Source organism: Nitrosospira sp. CT (genome assembly GCF_059489795.1).
Genome location: NZ_JCAHZJ010000065.1, coordinates 14709 through 32068, shown reverse-complemented (window position 1 = coordinate 32068; position 17360 = coordinate 14709). Strand labels below are relative to the sequence as shown.

14 protein-coding genes and 3 tRNA genes are annotated in these 17360 nt (G+C 55.0%); 14 read left to right on the top strand and 3 right to left on the bottom strand.

The genetic code is table 11. From position 1 onward, the window contains the following. Positions 1-14 precede the first annotated feature (14 nt). A complete protein-coding gene (locus AC52W5_RS11200) occupies positions 15-1160 on the top strand; it encodes a LytR C-terminal domain-containing protein (protein ID WP_495671057.1) in 1146 nt (381 codons plus the stop codon). Positions 1161-1315: 155 nt separating this feature from the next. Here the strand turns inward: AC52W5_RS11200 and AC52W5_RS11195 are convergent, their stop codons facing one another. The 3 genes from AC52W5_RS11195 to AC52W5_RS11185 form a co-directional block, all read right to left on the bottom strand. After that, positions 1316-2752: a DUF8689 domain-containing protein gene (locus AC52W5_RS11195; protein WP_495671056.1), complete on the bottom strand. Its 1437-nt coding sequence runs from the start codon at positions 2750-2752 to the stop codon at positions 1316-1318. Positions 2753-2812: 60 nt separating this feature from the next. Then, positions 2813-3475, bottom strand: a complete 663-nt coding sequence (locus AC52W5_RS11190) for a methyltransferase family protein (RefSeq protein ID WP_495671055.1) — start codon at positions 3473-3475, stop codon at positions 2813-2815. A 512-nt stretch (positions 3476-3987) separates the two neighbouring features. Next, positions 3988-4395, bottom strand: a complete 408-nt coding sequence (locus AC52W5_RS11185; RefSeq protein ID WP_495671054.1) for a hypothetical protein — start codon at positions 4393-4395, stop codon at positions 3988-3990. A 308-nt stretch (positions 4396-4703) separates the two neighbouring features. Between AC52W5_RS11185 and groES the strand changes: the two genes are divergently transcribed. The 13 genes from groES (at position 4704) to AC52W5_RS11120 (ending at position 17358) form a co-directional block, all read left to right on the top strand. Next, positions 4704-4994: a co-chaperone GroES gene (gene groES, locus AC52W5_RS11180; RefSeq protein WP_074975504.1), complete on the top strand. Its 291-nt coding sequence runs from the start codon at positions 4704-4706 to the stop codon at positions 4992-4994. A 59-nt stretch (positions 4995-5053) separates the two neighbouring features. Then, positions 5054-6712 (top strand): chaperonin GroEL, encoded by a 1659-nt coding sequence (gene groL, locus AC52W5_RS11175; RefSeq protein ID WP_074975503.1) that lies wholly within the window; start codon positions 5054-5056, stop codon positions 6710-6712. 271 nt (positions 6713-6983) lie between these two features. Next, on the top strand, positions 6984-7826 hold the full coding sequence (hpnD, locus tag AC52W5_RS11170) for a presqualene diphosphate synthase HpnD (protein ID WP_495671053.1): 843 nt from the start codon (positions 6984-6986) through the stop codon (positions 7824-7826). 122 nt (positions 7827-7948) lie between these two features. Then, a complete protein-coding gene (locus AC52W5_RS11165) occupies positions 7949-8695 on the top strand; it encodes a YciK family oxidoreductase (protein WP_177219771.1) in 747 nt (248 codons plus the stop codon). Between the two features lie 117 nt (positions 8696-8812). Further along, a tRNA-Leu gene (locus AC52W5_RS11160) sits at positions 8813-8897 on the top strand. A 96-nt stretch (positions 8898-8993) separates the two neighbouring features. Next, on the top strand, positions 8994-10301 hold the full coding sequence (gene tig / locus AC52W5_RS11155; protein WP_495671052.1) for a trigger factor: 1308 nt from the start codon (positions 8994-8996) through the stop codon (positions 10299-10301). Positions 10302-10303: 2 nt separating this feature from the next. Next, on the top strand, positions 10304-10945 hold the full coding sequence (gene clpP / locus AC52W5_RS11150) for an ATP-dependent Clp endopeptidase proteolytic subunit ClpP (RefSeq protein ID WP_074975500.1): 642 nt from the start codon (positions 10304-10306) through the stop codon (positions 10943-10945). A 66-nt stretch (positions 10946-11011) separates the two neighbouring features. Beyond that, positions 11012-12289: an ATP-dependent Clp protease ATP-binding subunit ClpX gene (gene clpX, locus AC52W5_RS11145; protein ID WP_074706531.1), complete on the top strand. Its 1278-nt coding sequence runs from the start codon at positions 11012-11014 to the stop codon at positions 12287-12289. 92 nt (positions 12290-12381) lie between these two features. Next, positions 12382-14793, top strand: a complete 2412-nt coding sequence (lon, locus tag AC52W5_RS11140; RefSeq protein ID WP_074975499.1) for an endopeptidase La — start codon at positions 12382-12384, stop codon at positions 14791-14793. Between the two features lie 168 nt (positions 14794-14961). Then, positions 14962-15234 carry an HU family DNA-binding protein gene (locus AC52W5_RS11135; RefSeq protein ID WP_074975498.1) on the top strand — a complete coding sequence of 91 codons (273 nt, stop codon included), beginning with the start codon at positions 14962-14964 and terminating at the stop codon, positions 15232-15234. Positions 15235-15248: 14 nt separating this feature from the next. After that, a tRNA-Val gene (locus tag AC52W5_RS11130) sits at positions 15249-15324 on the top strand. Between the two features lie 14 nt (positions 15325-15338). Further along, positions 15339-15415 (top strand) — tRNA-Asp (locus AC52W5_RS11125). A gap of 23 nt (positions 15416-15438) precedes the next feature. Next, positions 15439-17358 carry a SurA N-terminal domain-containing protein gene (locus tag AC52W5_RS11120; RefSeq protein WP_495671051.1) on the top strand — a complete coding sequence of 640 codons (1920 nt, stop codon included), beginning with the start codon at positions 15439-15441 and terminating at the stop codon, positions 17356-17358. The last annotated feature ends 2 nt before the right edge of the window (positions 17359-17360 follow it).

Sequence of the window (17360 nt, the reverse complement as noted above, 5' to 3'; positions counted from 1 at the left end):
AGCGGAGAATGATCATGTTCAGAATCAGACAGCTTGCATGGGCGATGGGTTGCGTATCGCTCATGAGCGGGTGCACGTTGTATCCGGGGTATCAGAACAAGGCCGGGCAGGCTGTCAGCATCAAGCCAGTGATGGAAGTCAACCATGCAGTTCGCGGTGCGGACGCGATGTATCAGCTTGGACGATATTACCAGGCCAGGGTCAACCATGCGGAAGCCATCGCCGCCTACGAGAAGGCGCTGGAGGCAGACCCCGGCCATGTCGAGGCGCACAATGGGCTGGGCGTCGCCCATTGCCTTCAGGATCGGCATGAACTGGCGCTGCAGTATTTCCGGAAAGCAATCGGGATAGCTCCGCTGGCAGCCCATCTGCACAATAATCTCGGTTATGCGCACCTGGTGAAGGGACAGGAAGCTGAAGCCGTGTCAGCGTTCGAGCGGGCGCTGTTGCTCGAGCCGCAAAACCAGCGGGTGCGCCGCAACCTCGCCGCCATCTACATGAAGGCGGGACGGCATGACAAGGTTGCCGTGCTGACCAGGGCGGGCTCTGAATCTTCCACAGCCTCCGCGGCAGCGCCTGCTGCCGGTACTGCCGCTGGTACTGCTTCTGCTGCTATATCGGCCATATTGCCTCCCGTGGCAGTCGCAGCAGGAGAGAAACAGAAGCTGTCATGCAGTGCTGGCGCGCGGCTGGTGCAGGTTACACCCGGTGTATTCGAGTTCCGGATGACCGAAACGGAGGTAGTGGCAGCCATACCTCCAGGTAAAGTAATCGGCAGGATCGCTGTTCCGCAAAATTCCGGAAAGTTTTCCGGCCAGGGCATCCGTATCGAGGTTTCGAACGGTAACGGCGTGCCCCGCATGGCCCAGCAGGTGTCCGATTTTCTGCAGCAGAACGGATTTGCCACGGCCCGGCTCACCGACCGGCAACCGTATCAGCAAGTCCTGACGGAAATACACTACCGGCCGGGTCATTCCGGAGTGGCCGAGGAGATCAGCCGACTGATGCCGGTGGGAGCTCCAATGGTCGAAAGTTACAATCTTCGCAAAGATATTCATGTGCGGGTGATGCTGGGCAAGGACGCTGCGCGGCAGGGGGCTTACCTGGAGAGCTCACGCGGGGTGCAGATCGCGCAAGGAACTGGCGGAGCCGTCGAGTAAAGCGGGCGAATCAAAGCAGGCGAATCAGGAGCACGGCGCGGGGCGCGAGTCTGAGTCGGCGTAAATGTGAGCAGTGTGCAGTGTGCAGATGCGGCGATTACCCCCTGCGCCCCGGGGCTCTGCCATGGGCGCTTCGTTACATCTCCAACGCTTCGTCACATCTCCACGAAATAGCTGGCCGCAGCCAGGTCCACAGTCTCGGGTGTCAATTCCGGAAGCTGCCGCATGAAACGCGCGCGATCCACGATATGCTCCATCAGATCCCGCGGGTGGCTGCCCGTCAGCGGCCGCTTGGCCTTGCGGTAATGATTATCCAGCAGATATTCGGCCGCTTCCGCATCGTAAGCAATTCCCTGTCCCTCACACACGCGCCGCAGGATTTCCCTGAACTCGTCTTCGGTCTGGTACTGCACCTGTATCTTGTGGCGAATACGGCGCAGGAAGGCCTCATCGACCAGATCCCCCGGGCGCAGGTTGGTACAGAAAACCGTGATCTGGTCGAAGGGAATCTCGAACTTCAGGCCGGTATGGAGCGTGGGGAAATCGGTGCCGCGCTCGAGGGGTATGATCCAGCGGTTGAGCAGTTGGCGCGGTTCCACCTGCTGGCGGCCAAAGTCATCGAGGATGAAGACGCCGTTGCCGGCTTTCATCTGGATCGGCGCTTCGTAGAATCTGCTGCTGGCGTCATAACGCAGGTCGAGCATGTCCAGGGTCAGTTCCCCGCCTACCATTACTACCGGACGCCGGCATTTTTTCCAGCGGGGGTCATGCTTCATGCTCTGGCTCAGGTCAAGACCGGTATCTTCCCTGGATTCATCTTCCACGCTGAAGTGAATCGAGGGGTCGAACAGGCGGATCACCTGGCCACTCACCTCTATCGCCTGCGGCATATAGATGTGTCCTGGCAGCGCGCGGCCCAATATTTCGGCAATACTTGTTTTTCCTGTTCCCGGCGGACCATAGAAGAAGATGGAACGTCCCGAACCAAATGCTGGACCCAACTGGCTGAGCATTCTCTCGCCGATGACCATGTGCTTGAGGGAGTGCCGGATCCATTCATCGTCCACTTCGACCTGACGGACGCATTGCCGCACCAGGGCGCGACAGTAGTCGCGCAGAGGGACCGGTGCCGCGCCTACATAACGGCTGGCATCAAGGGCGGCTTCCGCTCTTTCCCGCCCGCGCTTGGTCAACTCGAAGATATGCGATACGCGGCTGTATCCGCCAGCGGAGCGGATGGCCGCTAATTGGTCTGCCTTGATCAGTTCCGCCAGTTCATCGACCACGCTGAAAGGGAGAGAGAGCGTATCGGAAACCTGCTGCAAGGAGAATGTGCCAGCCTCGAGATAGGCGGCCTTGAGCAGCAGGTCGGTGAGAAAAGCTTCACTCAGGCCGGTGTCCACCACTTTCAGCGGGACCAGCGGGACAGGCTGGAAGAACTGATGAAACTGATCTGCCGTGAGGAAGCCAAGGGAGACGAGGATGTCCCCCAGGCGGCCATTGTCCTGCCTCTGGCAGGCAAGCGCCTGCGCCAGCTGGGCGGACGAGATCAAGCCTTCGCGAACCAGCAGTTCACCGATGGGGTTTGCCATATGGGGTCTATAAAAATAGGGAGCCTATAAAACTGGGGTAATCGTGGTAATCCCGGCCCGCTAAAACACGAACGGCACGAGCCGGTAACGTACCCGGAGCATGTAGGTGCGGTAGGACGGATCCAGGGCAAGATGTCTTTCCTCGCGTTGGATCCGCACCCAGAGCAACCCCATGGTCGCCGCAAAGATGAGCACGTTCGCGAGCGTCGTATGCACCAGCACGTAGCCGCCAAACACGAGGAAATAACAGGCATAGAGCGGGTGGCGCACGATACCGTACATCCAGGCCGTCTTGATTTCACGTTTGGCCGCGACGAGCGCAAAACTGCGATTAAGGGATAGCAGGCTGACGATCTGTAGCAGGGTGCCGAGCGCAATGATGCTGCTTGCCGCCGGAAACACGCCCCAGGTTGCAGGACGGAGAAACAGTGGTGCGAAGGAACCGGCAATCGCGACCAGCCAGTCGGACGGCGTCACGGAAACAGTCTGCGGGAAGCTGCGGAAGATAAAGAATCCCGTTGTCAGGGTTTCGGAAAGGATGACCAGCAACAGCGTCCACTCCCCTGTTTCCAGGTATTTGTTGAAGTGTGCCCAGGCAAAGAATCCGAATAATCCCGCCAGCAGCATGCCGCTGTATACATGGAACCGTTGGGAGTGCAGTATTTTTGACAATACGTTCATGCCTGCGTTACCCCCTTGGCGAGCGTCGATTTGAGCTGACATGGCAAATCCTTGTGTTTGATGAGTTGGATGTGTTCGATGTATTCAAGAGATGAAGAGCCATGGCAAAGACCGGATGCTCAGCCAGCAGGCGGCCCCAGCAAAAGGCAGAAGGCCCAGGAATCCTCGCATTCCTCCTGAATATGCGTTCTCATTCTAGGAATGTCCCCGGCGCCCTGTCCATCGTACTGAAGTACAGGGATCCGCCAGGGAAGTGATGGTCAAGCAGATATTTTGTGGGGGTAAGGTGAAAGGAAAGCTGGAATTTCCAATGCGGATTTGCGTAAGCGTTTATTGATCCGGCCAGAAAATACTATGAATCTCGTCATTCCGGGCTTGACTCGTAATCCAGTAAACCGCAATCCGGTCCAAACCAATAATGGCGTGCTTTGAACGTCACTGAATGTCCGCTTCCGCCGGTATGACGTTTGTACTGTTTGCTCGCTGAATTAATGGTTCCGCTGTATGGCAATACTCCATGTTGTCATACAGCGGGACAAAAACTTAGAAAACACCTAGAAGAATACCCGTTCTGCCGATCCGCTGAGGCGGGTTACGGTGTAGAAATCGCGCTGTCCGCTTATCGGCAGGACAGAGAATCTATGGAGGGTGGTGATACCAATGGTTCGTACAGGAACCGTCTGTTCTCCGGGTATCTGTATGCGAGGCAGCAAAAGGCTGAAAGTAGTTCCTCCTGTATCCACCGTCATCCGGATTGTAACGCTGACAAGCGTGCCGATTTCAGTTTCCACACTTCGGATTTCATCACCGGTAAAGTCGAGCGTTTGTTGCAAATCCTGATAGCTGAAATGCGGCTTGCCGTCTATGCCGCTGGTCGAATAGGTGATATTGAGATTTTTGCCGCTCAGTTGATACAGATTTGGTGTCTGGGCGGGCGGGGTTGTAGGCTGTGTAGCTTGCATGTCTGCCTCCTTTTACTGATGGACTGAGAGAATCAGTGTTTCGCTCTGGGAAAAGAATTGAAGGGACAGGCTGTAGGCCATTCGCATTCAATCATAGTCAAAGCCATTGGAAGGTGCGGAGAATGGAAAAAAGTTGTGGGCAGAGTCCCTCATCCACTTGAAATTCAGCGTCGCAAACCCTATTATTAGCACTCATTAGCGTTGAGTGCTAATAATTTCGATAATGAGTAATAACTCGGGAAACCGAATTCAGGCAATCCCGGAGGATTTCATTCGTTTTAATTTTTTAAAACACAGGAGAAGAAAACATGCAGATTCGTCCCTTACACGACCGCGTCATCGTCAAGCGGCTGGAAGAAGAACGCAAGACCGCATCCGGTATTGTCATTCCTGACAGTGCCGCGGAGAAACCGGATCAGGGCGAAATTGTCGCCGTGGGCAAAGGCAAGGTCGGCGATGACGGCAATGTCCGCGCGCTGGAAGTGAAAGTCGGCGATAAAGTGTTGTTCGGCAAGTATTCCGGGCAGACCGTGAAGATATCGGGAGAAGAACTTCTGGTGATGCGCGAAGAAGACATCATGGGCGTTGTTGAAGGTTAATGGTTAATTTTCGCAAGACGTCTTGCACAATATTTTCTGGAAATTAGGAGAAACGGATTATGGCAGCGAAAGAGGTTAAATTCAGCGATTCAGCTCGCCACAAGATGGTGAACGGGGTCAATATTCTGGCCGATGCGGTAAAAGTCACTCTCGGACCCAAAGGACGCAATGTCGTACTGGAGCGTTCCTACGGCTCACCCACCATCACGAAGGATGGTGTTTCAGTAGCGAAGGAAATCGAACTGAAAGACAAGTTCGAGAATATGGGCGCTCAGATGGTAAAGGAAGTCGCCAGCAAGACTTCCGATGTTGCCGGTGACGGAACGACTACGGCTACCGTTCTGGCGCAATCCATTGTCAAGGAAGGCATGAAGTATGTCGCCGCAGGGATGAACCCCATGGATCTCAAACGGGGAATCGACAAGGCGGTGGTCGCTACGGTTGAAGAGCTGAAGAAACTTTCCAAGCCCTGCACCACCAGCAAGGAAATCGCGCAGGTGGGCAGCATTTCCGCCAATTCCGACCCGGAGATCGGCAAGATCATTGCCGATGCAATGGAAAAAGTTGGCAAGGAAGGCGTCATCACGGTGGAGGATGGTTCCGGACTGCAGAACGAACTGGATGTGGTCGAAGGCATGCAGTTCGATCGCGGCTACCTCTCACCCTACTTCATCAACAACGCGGACAGGCAGATCGCACTGCTGGAAAGCCCGTTCATCCTGTTGCATGACAAGAAAATCTCCAATATCCGGGACTTGCTGCCAGTGCTGGAACAGGTGGCGAAGGCTGGCAAGCCGTTGCTGATCATCTCCGAAGATGTCGACGGCGAAGCGCTCGCCACGCTGGTGGTCAACAATATTCGCGGCATTCTCAAGACCTGCGCAGTGAAAGCGCCAGGCTTCGGGGATCGCCGCAAAGCGATGCTCGAGGATATCGCTATTCTCACCGGTGGCACGGTGATTGCCGAAGAAGTGGGTCTCTCGCTGGAAAAGGCAACTCTCGCGGACCTGGGGCAAGCCAAGCGGGTGGAAGTCGGCAAGGAAGAAACCACCATCATCGACGGCGCCGGGGATACCCAGAACATCGAAGGCCGTGTGAAGCAGATTCGTGCTCAGATCGAAGAAGCGACCAGCGACTACGATAAGGAGAAACTGCAGGAGCGCGTCGCGAAGCTGGCTGGCGGGGTAGCGTTGATCAAGGTCGGCGCGGCTACCGAAGTCGAGATGAAGGAGAAAAAAGCGCGGGTGGAAGATGCGCTGCATGCTACCCGGGCTGCGGTGGAAGAAGGTATCGTTCCTGGCGGCGGTGTCGCGCTCCTGCGCACCCGTAGCGCGGTGTCGAACCTGAAAGGCGACAACCACGACCAGGATGCTGGCATCAAGATCGTTCTGCGTGCTCTGGAAGAGCCGCTGCGCCAGATCGTCGCAAACTGCGGTGATGAGCCTTCCGTGGTCATCAACAAGGTTCTGGAAGGGACGGAGAATTTCGGTTATAACGCATCCAGCAGCGAATATGGCGACATGGTTCAGATGGGCGTGCTCGACCCCACCAAAGTGACGCGTTATGCCTTGCAGCATGCCGCGTCCATCGCGGGCTTGATGCTCACCACTGATGCGCTGGTAGCGGAAATTCCCAAGGAAGAAGGTGCCGGCGGCGGTATGGGCGGCGGCATGGGCGGTATGGGTGGAATGGGCGGCATGGGCGGCATGGACATGTAAGGTTTGTCCGCACCGGCTGTACCGATGTGCAATAAGCTGTGCAATAAAAAACCCCGCGGCTGCGGGGTTTTTTATTGGCGGAAGCGTGCGTCAGTCAGTATTCATCCATGGATATTTCTGCTACAGAATCTATCCGGGCAATCTATATCGGCTGATTGAGCAGGTTTTGTCCGGAGGAATGCAGTGATAAGTGTGATTGATGAGATAATGCACTTTTTTGCTTCAGCGTTGGTTCAGCGATTACAAATTATCGCCTTTTTAATAACTTATCATGACTCCAGACCAGTATTGCCAGGAAAAAGCTGTTCAAAGCGGTTCGAGCTTCTACTACAGCTTTCTCTATCTGCCTCCTGAGAGGCGTCGTGCCATTACTGCGCTCTACGCTTTTTGTCGAGAGGTGGATGATGTCGTGGATGAGTGTACGGATGCGTCAGTAGCGCGAGCAAAGCTTGCATGGTGGCGGCAGGAAGTCGCCGCGATCTTCAATGCGGACGGGAACAAGCCCAGCCATCCTGTGGCCCTGGCATTGGCCAGCGTGGCAAGCACGTTCAATCTGACCCCAGGCCGCCTGAACGAGATCATAGACGGCATGGAAATGGATCTTGACTATAACCGCTACGCGGATTTCGATACGCTTCGGCACTACTGTTACCACGTGGCAAGCGTGGTGGGATTATGCTCCGCCGAGATATTCGGCTATCGCAACCCGAAAACACTCGAATATGCGCAGAATCTGGGGCTTGCATTCCAGCTCACCAATATCATACGCGACGTCGGCGAGGATGCCCGGCGCGACCGTATTTATCTGCCCCAGGACGAGCTCGCGCGCTTCGGGGTGAGCAATGAGGATATACTCCAGTCGCGTGAAACGGACAATTTCAGGCGTTTGATCGAATTTCAGATCGAGCGGGCGGAAAGTTATTATGCGAGCGCTTTTGCGGCATTGCCGGAGGAGGATCGCAAAAGCCAGCACTCCGGGATCATCATGGCCGCAATCTATCAGGCCTTGCTGAAGGAGATCAAGGCTGATGGATGTCATGTGATGCGGCAGCGTATAAGCCTGACACCGCTGCGTAAGCTCTGGATAGCGTGGAAAACCTGGATGAAAGGGTAAAGTGCGTTGCTCCATCGCTACCCAAAGGCTGCTACCCAAAGGCACTTTCCCCGAAGCCTGCGTCGCTGTAAACCGGGAACAATCATCTTAACGGAAATTCGTTTCCAGCCGTAGTATCTTTTATGAACGATTTGAAAAACTACATTGCACCGAAGGACCTGCTCAAGGGCCGCGTGATTCTGGTTACCGGGGCCGGCCAGGGTATCGGTCGAACTGCCGCGCTGACATATGCTGCCCATGGCGCCACGGTTATCCTGCATGGGCGAAACGTGAAGAAACTGGAAAGCGTCTATGACGAAATCGAGGCGGGAGGCGGGGCTCAGCCGGCAATTTTTCCGCTGGATCTGGAAAAAGCGGGGGACAAGGATTTTACCGCTATTGCCCATGCCATTAAATTGCAACTGGGCAGGCTGGATGGCATTCTGCATAATGCGGCGCTATTATTCAACCTGACACCGCTGGAGGCCCAGACGCTGGAAGAATGGCTCGCCCTGCTGCGCGTCAACCTCGTTGCGCCATTTGCCCTGACCCGTGCCTGCCTTCCGCTGCTGAAGGCTTCTCCTGATGCGAGTGTCATTATGACATCGGATGTGCACGGGCATGTTCCCGCCGCGTACTGGGGTGGTTTTGCCGTAGCCAAAGCCGGAGTGGAGGCGCTGGTCAAGATCCAGGCGCAGGAGTGGGAGATCCTTCCCGCTCTGCGTATCAATGCCTTGATTCCGGGACCTGTACACACACCGCAGCGAACCAGAACGCATCCAGGTGAAGTCAAGCAGCGTTTGCGCCAGCCGCAGGATCTGATGTCCTGCTATTTGTATCTCATGGGTCCTGACAGCAAAGAGGTCAGTGGCAAAACGATACTCTGCTAGTTCACACTGCACATCGCGGCGCTGTCCTTCACGGCGGTCGAACTTGCCGAAGGCGCATGGCTGCTGTCGCTGGGAGAAACGAGTATAATCGTGGTCAAGGCCGGAATGAAAAGCCTTGCGAAAGTGGCGGAATTGGTAGACGCACCAGATTTAGGTTCTGGCGCCGAAAGGTGTGGGGGTTCGAGTCCCCCCTTTCGCACCAGGGAGGGTGAACAGGTCTGAGCGATGCGTGTTGATCGCCATCGGGTTTCTCTGGCCCCTTCATGGTAAATAATGTTGTCAACCCTCAGGAAATTTAATGCAGACAAATGTTGAAAACCTTGGTGCGCTCGAGCGCCGCCTTAACGTTTCAGTTCCCCAGGAGAAAATCGAAACGGAAGTCGAAAACCGCTTGAAGCGACTGGCGCGAACAGCGAAATTTCACGGGTTTCGACCGGGCAAGGTGCCCTTGAAGATTGTCGCCCAGCAATATGGTCCGCAGGTTCGCCAGGAGGTCATGGAAGATGTGCTGAAAAAGAATTTCAGCGAGGCCGTGCGCGAGAATAACCTGCGGGTAGCGGGCCATCCCCGCTTCGAACACAAGATGGCAGAAAGCGATACCGCTCAGGTTGAATTCAGTGCGACATTTGAGGTCTATCCAGATATCGCGCTCGGCGATCTTGGCAGCGCGCATATTGAACGTCCGGTAGTCGAGGTTACTCCTGCCGACGTGGACAAAACCCTGGAGGTATTGCGCAAGCAGCGGGTTGAGTTTGAACCTGCGGACCGGCCGGCCCAGGTGGGCGATCGAATCAATATCAACTATCGTGGCTTGATCGACGGTGCCGAGTTTGCGGGCGGCAAAGCTGAAGATTTCAGTCTGGTGTTGGGCGAAGGAAGGCTTCTCAAGGACTTCGAAGAGCCTTTGCTCGGTATGAGCCCGGGTCAGAGCAAAACATTTGAAGTTGCCTTTCCATCAGACTATCATGGAAAGGAGGTCGCAGGAAAAACGGCCGTATTCGAAGTGAAGCTCAATGGGGTGGAATCTTCGAAACTGCCGGAAGTGAATGCCGATTTCGCCGCTTCGCTCGGGATTGCCGGGGGCGATGTTGAAAAGATGCGCAGTGAAATTCGGGCGAATCTCGAGCGTGAGGCAGCCAAACGCGTAAATGCGAGGCTCAAGGAGCAGGTAATGCAGGTCCTTCTCGATACGACCAGTAACGTTGAACCTCCCAAAGCGCTGGTGGAAATGGAACTGGACCGCCTGCTGGAGGATACCCGCAACGATTTTGCTTCACGCGGCATGGATACAAAGAACTTCTCCCTGCCGCACGATATGCTTCAGGAGCGGGCGCAACATCGGGTAAAGCTGGGCCTGATTCTGGGAGAACTGGTAAAAATGCATAGCCTGCACCCCAAACCGGAGCAGGTGCGTGCGGTGGTGGAAGATCTCGCGCAAGCCTACGAAAATCCGGCTGAAGTAGTCAGCTGGCACTATGCCGCCCCGGAACGGCTGAGGGAGGCTGAATCGGCGGCGCTGGAGGATAACGTGGTGACATGGGTACTGGAGAAGGCGGTCGTGACCGGCAAGCCGATGCCGCTGGATGAATTGATGGGAAGATCATAAACATGCAACGATTCGAGTGGAAACAGCGTAATTCCGAACCACAGGGTTTGGGCCTGATCCCGATGGTGATCGAAACCAGCGGACGGGGAGAGCGTGCCTACGATATTTATTCCCGGTTGCTGCGGGAGCGGGTCATATTTCTTGTGGGACCCGTTACCGAAGCATCTGCCAACCTGATTGTCGCGCAACTCCTGTTTCTCGAATCGGAAAATGCCGACAAGGATATCCATTTTTACATAAATTCGCCCGGTGGACTGGTTTCCGCCGGAATGGCGGTTTACGATACCATGCAGTTTATCAAGCCCGATGTCAGCACGCTTTGCATAGGACAGGCGGCCAGCATGGGATCGCTGCTTCTGGCAGCCGGAGCGAAAGGGAAACGGTTTTGCCTACCCAACTCGCGCGTGATGATTCATCAGCCGCTGGGAGGGTTTCAGGGGCAGGCATCCGATATCGAGATCCATGCCCGGGAAATCCTGTATCTGAAGAACCGATTGAATGAGCTACTGTCAAAACACACCGGTCAGAGTATGGAAACCATTGAAAGAGATACCGACCGGGATAACTTTCTGGGTGCGGAGGACTCGGTGAAATATGGCCTGGTGGACGCTGTGCTGACTTCGAGGGGAGAGGGTGCCGGTTGAAGTTTGACTCGGGAGAGCTTGTAATCAGTCACGAGCTATTCAGCTCGGATAATGCGGGATAAAACTATGTCAGAGAAAACTGGCGGAGAAAAACTGCTTTATTGTTCCTTTTGTGGCAAGAGTCAGCATGAGGTAAAGAAGCTGATCGCCGGTCCTTCGGTGTTCATATGCGACGAATGTATCGAGTTGTGCAACGATATCATTCGCGAGGAAATACAAGGCGTGGAGGCGGCCAAGCTCGCAAAGTCGGACCTGCCTGTTCCCCATGAAATTCGGCAGATCCTGGATCAATACGTGATCGGCCAGGAGCAGGCAAAGAAAATTCTGTCGGTAGCGGTTTATAATCACTACAAGCGTCTGCGAACCCTCGCAAAATCTACCGACCCGGATGAGATCGAGCTGGCGAAGAGCAACATCCTGCTGATCGGCCCCACGGGCTCCGGCAAGACGCTGCTCGCCCAGACGCTGGCGCGTTTGCTGGATGTGCCTTTTGTCATGGCGGACGCGACAACGCTGACCGAGGCGGGTTATGTCGGCGAGGATGTTGAAAACATCATTCAGAAACTACTTCAGAAATGTAACTACGACGCGGAAAAGGCGCAGCAAGGCATTGTCTACATAGACGAAATCGACAAGATTTCGCGCAAATCGGATAATCCGTCCATCACGCGCGATGTCTCGGGTGAGGGTGTGCAGCAGGCACTGCTCAAGCTGATCGAGGGTACGGTCGCGTCTGTGCCGCCGCAGGGAGGGAGAAAGCATCCCAACCAGGAGTTCGTGCAGGTAGATACCACCAATATTCTTTTCATTTGTGGGGGCGCTTTTGATGGCCTGGAGAAGATCATCCGCGCTCGTTCGGAGAAGGGCGGGATAGGTTTCAGCGCCAGTGTAAGAAGCCAGGATAACCGCAAGGATTTTGGCGCCGTGCTGCGCGGTGTCGAGCCCGAGGATCTGGTCAAATATGGCCTGATTCCGGAATTCGTCGGCCGATTGCCTGTCGTTGCAACCCTTGAGGAACTTGATGAGGCCGCGTTGATTCAAATCCTGACCGAACCCAAGAATGCGCTCATCAAACAGTATCAGAAAATGTTTCACATGGAAGGAGGCATCGATCTCGAGTTCCGGGAGCAGGCCCTCAAAGCGATTGCCCGCAAGGCGCTGGTGCGAAAGACCGGAGCGCGAGGTTTACGCTCCATTCTTGAGGCTGCGCTGCTGGATACGATGTTTGATCTGCCGTCACTGGAGAATGTTGCCAAAGTGGTGATTGACCACAGTTCCGTCAATGGGGATATCAAACCCATTCTGATCTATTCGGACAAACCGAAAGTGGCGAAGAGCTGCTAGTCCGGGTTACGTGTTTCGACATTGCCGTTGTTGCCTTGAATTTCTTTACGGCGTCCCCATAACTATCGTTTGTTTCTTATAGGTGAGCCGATATGTCCTCTCCCATGAACGATCAAAATCAGATCTCATTACCTTTGCTGCCATTGCGCGATGTGGTGGTTTTTCCGCACATGGTGATTCCCCTGTTTGTCGGCCGGCCCAAGTCCATCAAGGCACTGGAAATCGCGATGGAATCCGGCAAGAGCATTTTGCTTGTGGCGCAGAAATTTGCAGCCAAGGACGAGCCCGCGCCCGAAGATCTGTACGGGGTGTGCAGCGTCGCAAATCTGCTGCAAATGCTCAAGCTGCCGGATGGTACCGTGAAAGTACTGGTGGAAGGCGGTCGCCGCGCGCGCATCATGAAAGTGGTTGATGATGGTACGTACTTTGCCGGTGAGGCAGCATTGCTGCCGCCCGATGCCGTGGATAACCATGAGGTCGAGGCGATGCGCCGCGCCATGCTGGCCCAGTTCGATCAGTACGTGAAGCTGAACAAGAAGATTCCTCCGGAGATCCTGACTTCGCTCAGTGGGATAGACGAAGCAGGCCGTCTGGCTGATACCATCGCCGCGCACCTGCCTTTGAAGCTTGAGCAGAAGCAGGAAGTGCTGGAAATTTTCGATGTGCCGAAGCGGCTGGAGCACCTGCTTGGTCTGCTGGAAACCGAGCTTGACATACTTCAGGTGGAAAAGCGTATTCGTGGCCGTGTAAAGCGGCAGATGGAAAAAAGCCAGCGGGACTACTATCTCAATGAGCAGGTGAAGGCCATCCAGAAGGAACTGGGTGAAGGCGAGGAAGGCGCTGATCTGGAAGAGATGGACAAGAAGATCAAAAGTGCCCAGATGTCCAAGGAGGCGCGCGTCAAGGCGGAATCGGAGTTGAAAAAACTGCGGTTGATGTCGCCCATGTCGGCTGAAGCCACCGTGGTGCGTAATTACATTGATGCGCTGGTGGCGCTGCCATGGAAGAAAAAAAGCAAGATAAGCAAAGACCTCAGCGTTGCGGAAGCCGTGCTTGAGCAGGATCACTACGGCCTGGAAAAGGTCAAGGAACGGATTGTCGAATATCTGGCGGTACAGCAGCGCGTGGATAAGTTGAAAGCACCCATCCTCTGCCTGGTGGGGCCGCCCGGGGTAGGAAAGACTTCATTGGGGCAATCGATTGCCCGCGCCACCAACCGGAAGTTCGTCCGCATGTCGCTCGGCGGCGTTCGCGACGAAGCGGAGGTACGTGGTCATCGCCGCACCTATATCGGTTCCATGCCGGGCAAGATCCTGCAGAACATGTCGAAGGTGGGCGTGAAGAACCCCTTGTTCCTGCTCGACGAGGTGGACAAGATGGGCATGGATTTTCGGGGCGATCCGTCATCCGCACTCCTGGAAGTGCTGGATCCCGAGCAGAATAACTCGTTCGTCGATCACTATGTCGAGGTTGAGTATGATCTGTCGGACGTGATGTTCGTCGCGACCGCGAATACATTGAACATCCCTGCGCCGCTGCTGGATCGCATGGAAGTAATCCGGCTCTCAGGTTACACCGAGGACGAAAAACTCAACATCGCGACACGCTATCTGTTGCCAAAACAAATGAAAAATCACGGCTTGAAGGAGAATGAGCTGACCGTCTCGGAGTCGGCTCTGCGGGATATCACGCGCTATTACACCCGCGAAGCGGGTGTGCGGGCGATGGAGCGCGAAATTTCCAAAATATGCCGCAAAGTGGTAAAGGCGCTACTGCTGAAGGGCGGCCAGAAGCGGATTACCGTCACTGGGAGGAACCTCGACAAATACCTCGGCGTAAGGCGTTACACCTATGGCGTCGCGGAGGAAAAGAACCAGATCGGGCAGGTGACAGGCTTGGCCTGGACCGAGGTCGGGGGAGAATTGCTGACGATCGAGGCTGTCGTATTGCCGGGTAAGGGTAAATCCATCACGACCGGAAAACTGGGCGAGGTCATGCAGGAATCGGTCCAGGCTGCCCTGTCGGTGGTTCGCAGCCGGTCGAGGGCTCTGGGTATTGCGGATGATTTTTACCAGAAGAACGACATCCATATCCATCTGCCGGAAGGTGCGACACCGAAAGACGGCCCCAGTGCCGGTATAGGTATCTGCGTGGCGATAGTATCGGCGTTGACCAATATTCCGGCACGCGCAACTGTCGCGATGACTGGTGAGATCACACTTCGCGGCGAGGTGCTGGCAATTGGTGGGCTCAAGGAAAAACTGCTGGCAGCGCACCGCGGCGGCATAAAGACCGTGCTGATTCCCGAGGATAACGTTAAAGATCTGAACGAAATCCCGGAGAACATCAAAAACAGGCTGGATATCCATCCGGTCAAATGGATAGATCAGGTGCTGGATCTGGCCTTGGAATCCAAACCCGAACCGCTTCCGCCTGCTCCTTCATCGGTTCCTGCTCCTGTTGCGGTGGAAGGCGATGTGACGCCGGCGGTCATCAAGCACTAGATTGTTAAAGAGTCTGTATAACAGGAGTGATAGGGGGCTAATAACCTGCAGAGGTCTTATAAAGTCGAAGCGGAAATATTTTTACAATGGCTTGACCAGGCACAAACCGCTTGATATAAAACGTTTGCAGGGTTTTTACTCTCTTAACAATAATGAAAGGGGAATCACGTGAATAAAGCTGAACTCATCGATGCCATCGCGAAATCATCGGACATTTCCAAAGCTTCGGCGGGAAATGCGCTGGATGGCGCGCTGGAAGCGATCAAAGCCGCTCTTAAGGAAGGCCAGACTGTAACACTGGTAGGATTTGGGACATTCAAGGTGGGCACGCGTGCAGCCCGCTCCGGCCGCAATCCCCGTACAGGCGACGCTATCACGATCGAAGCCACCAAGGTTCCTAAATTCATTGCTGGCAAGGCGCTCAAGGATGCAGTAAACTAGCGGCTTATCGGCGGGGGTGCTTAGCTCAGTTGGTAGAGCGTCGCCCTTACAAGGCGAATGTCGGCGGTTCGACCCCGTCAGCACCCACCAGAGTCAGATTTACTGGAGTGGTAGTTCAGTTGGTTAGAATACCGGCCTGTCACGCCGGGGGTCGCGGGTTCGAGTCCCGTCCACTCCGCCATATCTGCTTACATCAGGGCGAACGTGAGTTCGCCTTTTTTATTCGTTTTCCGTCATTCAATGTTTGATTTCGTCAACAAGAAAAGACGCATCGTTCAGATCATCCTGGGACTTGCCACCTTACCGTTCGTTTTCTGGGGCGTGGAATCCTACCGCAGTGACGGTGCGGGTGACCACGTTGCGCTCGCTGCGGGAGAAAAAATTTCACGCCAGGAATTTGAGCAGGCGCTGCGCAATCAGCAGGAGAATATGCGCGCCACGATGGGGGAGAATTTCAGCCCCGCGCTGCTGGAGAGACCGGAAGTGAGGGCGGCCATCCTGGAAGGATTGATCCAGCAGCGCTTGCTGCGAGAGGAGGCATTTCGCGTTGGACTGGGAGTATCCGACGTGCAACTGGTCGAGATGATCCAGAACATCGATTTATTTCAGGAAGACGGAAATTTTTCGAAGCAGCGCTATGAAGAATGGCTGCGGAGCCAGGGAATGAGCGCGCGCGCTTTTGAAGCACGCCTGCGTCAGGATTTGATGCGACAGCAACTGGTTGATCCTTTCTCCAAAAATGCGTTTATTTCCCATTCGGTGGCGGAAAGAATCCTGCGCCTGGGTGACGAAAAGCGTGAGGTGAGTGTCGTTCAAATCCAGCCGGAGCAGTTTCTGGCGAACGTCAAACCGGGTGATGACGCCATCAGAGCCTACTACGAGGCACACAAGGCCGAATTCCGGTTGCCGGAGCAGGCACAGGTCGAATATTTGGTGTTATCGATGGATGCGCTGGCCGAGAAGGCGCAGGTAACCGCCGATGAAGCGCTGGCATATTACGAGGAACACAAGCACGAATTCGGACAACCCGAAGAACGCCGTGCGAGTCATATCCTCATAAGCGCACCTGCCTCGGCCTCCGCTTCTGATCGGGCGGCAGCGCGCGCCAAAGCTGAGGAACTGCTGGCCGAAGTCAGAAAATCCCCCCAGCGTTTTGCGGAGCTTGCGAAACAGCATTCCCAGGATCCGGGCTCAGGGCAGGCGGGTGGAGATCTCGGTTTTTTCGCACGCAACATGATGACGAAATCATTCGAGGACGTGGTTTTCCGGATGAAGCTGGGTGAAATCAGCGATATCGTCGAAACTGAGCATGGATTTCATATCATCCTGCTGGCAGAGACAAGAGGCGGAAAGCAGGCGAGTTTCGAGGAAGTGAAGAAACAGGTTGAACAGGACGTCAAGAAACAGAAAGCTGCAAGGACGTTTGGTGAAATGGCGGACAGCTTCAGTAACATGGTGTATGAGCAGAGCGATAGCCTGAAACCAGCTGCGGAAAGTCTTGGCCTGAGCATACAGCAGAGCGGCTGGGTTCGGATGAACTCGGATGAACCGCCTTATTTCAACAATGAAAGGCTGCTTCAGGCAATATTTTCGGAAGACGCGATCAAGGATAAACGCAACACGGAGGCGATCGAAGTTTCTCCCAACACGCTTGTTTCAGCCAGAGTGCTGGACTACAGGCCGGCCACTACCCCTTCTGTAGAGGAGCTGAGGGATAAAATCGCGGTCTCGATCGCCCGGGAGGAGGCTTCCAAGGCAGCGGTAAATGAAGGGAAGGAGCAGCTTGCACAGTTGCAGCAGGGAAAGACTGCCGCAATCAAGTGGACTCCCAGCCAGCAGGTTTCCAGAAGGGAGCGCCAGGGTTTTGACAATGAGACGGTACAGGCAATTTTCAGGGCTGAAACAGATCACCTCCCGGCCTATTCAGGCCTGCCTAATGCTCGGGGTGGTTTTACCCTTATTCGCGTTGACCGTGTCATCGAGCCGCGGGCGCCCAGCGCAGAGGAGCGAAAAAGTTTTGCAGGCCAACTAAGCCAGTTGTTCGCCCAGGAAGAATTTTCATCCTATCTGAATGGAATCAAGAAAAGGTATGATGTATCGGTCAGTGAGAACTTCGAGAAGTAGTC